3 protein-coding genes are annotated in these 2,847 nt (G+C 73.1%); 1 reads left to right on the top strand and 2 read right to left on the bottom strand.

The window, feature by feature from the left end; translation table 11 throughout:
* Window positions 1-145: 145 nt before the first annotated feature.
* Window positions 146-832 carry a uracil-DNA glycosylase gene (locus DBR36_RS16570; RefSeq protein WP_108320793.1) on the bottom strand — a complete coding sequence of 229 codons (687 nt, stop codon included), beginning with the start codon at window positions 830-832 and terminating at the stop codon, window positions 146-148.
* Entirely contained in the window at window positions 829-1,314 is a 486-nt protein-coding gene (locus tag DBR36_RS16565; protein ID WP_108320792.1) for a phosphoribosyltransferase, read from the bottom strand. Before DBR36_RS16565 ends, DBR36_RS16570 begins: the two co-directional genes overlap by 4 nt.
* Window positions 1,315-1,469: 155 nt before the next feature.
* On the opposite strand from DBR36_RS16565, the gene DBR36_RS16560 reads away from it, so the two are divergent.
* Window positions 1,470-2,847 (top strand): MFS transporter (locus tag DBR36_RS16560; protein WP_108320791.1); only part of this gene is annotated, 1,378 nt, incomplete at its 3' end.

Raw genomic sequence — 2,847 nt, 5'->3', positions numbered from 1 at the left:
CTCGTACTCCTCTTCCAGCACCCCGCCACTCTACGGCGAGACTCGTTTCGCGCGCGTGTCCCCCGCCACCGCTCGCGCGCGGGAATCCACCGCCCCAACCCGCCCGCGCGGACGAACGCCGCGGGGGAACAAGCACACGCCCCGATCAGGCGGGCAGGCGCCACTCGACGGGGGCGGCCCCCTGCTCCTCGAGTAGTGCGTTGACGCGTGAGAACGGCCGCGAGCCGAAGAAGCCGCGACTCGCCGACAGCGGCGAGGGATGCGGCGACGACACGATCGCCGTCTCGCCGAGCAGGGGCGCGAGGTTCATGGCATCCCTCCCCCACAGCACCGCGACGAGCGCCTGATCGCGCGACGCGAGGACGCGGATGGCGTGCTCGGTCACGCGCTCCCAGCCCCATCCGCGGTGGGATGCCGCCTCCCCCGGTGCCACGGTCAGCACCCTGTTCAGCAGCATGACGCCCTGGTCGGCCCAGGCCGAGAGGTCGCCGTGCGCCACCGGCGCAATACCGAGATCGTCCTGGAGCTCGCGGTAGATGTTCGCCAGGCTCCGCGGCACGGGGCGCACGTGCGGGTCCACCGCGAAGGACAGACCGATCGGGTGACCCGGGGTCGGGTACGGGTCCTGTCCGACGATGAGCACGCGCACGGCGTCGACGGGGGTGCGGAAGGCGCGCAGCACCAGCTCGCCCGCGGGCAGGTACGGCCGCCCCTCGTCGCGCAGCCGCCGCCCGATCGCCGCGATGTCGTCGGCCACCGGAGCCAGGGGCTCGACCCACGAGACGTCGATCAGCCCGGCCTCGGCCAGCTCGGCGAGGGATTTCGGCGTCACGCCGCGTCTTCCTCGTGCACCGACCCCTGGTGCGACCACGGGAAGTCGATCCAGAGCGAGGTGTCCTTCCACGCGTAGTCGGGCTGCACGACCGTGGTGGGCTTGGTGTAGATCACGGCCGAGCGCGCCTCGGCACCGTGCCGGTCGAGCAGCTTGATCGCGAGGTCGAGCGTGCGCCCGCTGTCGGCGACGTCGTCGACGAGCAGGACGCGCCGCCCCGACAGGTACGACAGGTCCAGGGCGGGCGGCAGCACCTCGGGGGCGTCGAGGACGGTCCCCACGCCCGTGTAGAACTCGACGTTCAAGGCGCCGCAGTTCTTGACGCCGAGGCCGTAGGCGATCGCACCACCGGGGAGCAGCCCGCCGCGCGCGATGGCGACGACCACCTCGGGCGCGAATCCGTCGGCCACGATCGCGCGCGAGATCTGCCTCGTCGCGTCGCCGAAGTCGTCCCAGCTCAACCGTTCGCGTTCCTCAGCCACCGCGGGCCCCTCTCGTCGTGGTTCCCACCCTAGGGCGCGGCCCGGGTCGTCGATCGCGGATGCCGCCCGGGGTCGCGGCGGCATCCCGTACCCGTCCACGTGATGGCACGAAGACGCCCGACACGTCCGGTCGCCGCCGGTGCTAGCCTCGCGCCATGTCACGCGTCTCGGGCGCGGTCGCGCGGGCGCGCACGTCGGCCCTCGGTGCGACCGCGGGTCTGATCGGCTGGTTCGTCCTGGTCGAGGTGGCCAGCGGCATCCTGCAGGGCTTCTACGTCCCCCTGCTTCCCGACATCGTCGTCCACCTCGGCATCCGAGATGCCGACGTCAACTGGTTCGAGGCGGCGCAGCTGCTGCTGTCCGCGCTCGTCCTGCCCGTGCTCGCCAAGCTCGGCGACATGTTCGGCCACAAGCGCATCCTGCTGTTCTCGGCCGTGGCGACCGCTGCCGCCAGCTGGTGGCTCGTGTTCGCCGACACCTTCGCGAGCTTCCTCGCGGCGTGGGCCCTGCAGGGGTTCTACGTGGTGTGGCTCCCGCTCGAGATCGCCCTGATCTTCGACCGGGGTCGCCGCGGCAGGCAGGGCGTCTCGCGCACCCGCCGCGCGGCAGGACTGCTCGTGGTCGGCCTGCAGGTCGGTGCCATCGCCGGAGCCCTGGCCGCCGGGCGGGTGTTCGCCGCGACCGGAGGCGACCTGCGCATCGCGCTGATGATCCCCGCGGTGGTGGTGACGGGGGTGTGCGTGGTGATCTGGCTCGGCGTCCCCGAGTCGGAGCGCCTGCCCGGCCGACGGAGCCTCGACATCGGCGGCTTCGCCATCCTCGCGGGGGCACTGCTGTGCGTGACGGGAGCCCTGTCGTTCGTCCGACTCCCCGACGGACCGGGTCCCGCCGTCATCGGCGCGCTGCTCGTCGCGGGTGCGGTGCTGCTCGTCGTCTTCGTCCGCTTCGAGCTCGGCCGCCCCGACCCCGCGATCGACATCCGCGTGCTGCGTCGCCCCGAGATGTGGCCCGTGCAGGTGACGGCCTTCCTCGTCGGCATCAGCCTGCTGGGCGCGCAGGGGCCGCTGGCGACCTACGCTGGGACCGACCCGTCCCTCGGCTACGGACTGGGCCTGGACGCCACCGACCGCTCCAACGTGATCGGGGTGTACCTGGTGTCGCTCATCGTCGGCGCGATCCTCTTCGCGGTGACGTCGCGTCGCGCGAGCCCGCGCGTCGTCCTGATCGGAGCGGCGACCCTCGTCGGGGTGGGGTACGCCCTGTTCCTCCCCCTGCACACCACGCTGTGGCAGGTGCTGCTGTGCCTGGGGGTCGCGGGCCTCGGCTCGGGAGCGCTGGTCGCGGCGATGCCGGCGGCGGCCGCGGCGGCCGCCCCGCGCGGGCAGACGGGCGTCGCCTCGGCGCTGACCAACACGACCAAGACGGTGGGCGGCACGATGTCGTCGGCGGTGTTCGGCGTCGTCCTCGCGGCGGGGGCCGGAGCCGTGGTCGGCACGGCGGCGCCGTTCGCGGGCTACGTCACGGTGTGGATCG

Source organism: Microbacterium sp. HMWF026 (assembly GCF_003061325.1).
Lineage (GTDB): Bacteria > Actinomycetota > Actinomycetes > Actinomycetales > Microbacteriaceae > Microbacterium > Microbacterium testaceum_E.
This window is presented reverse-complemented; position numbering and strand designations above follow the sequence as displayed.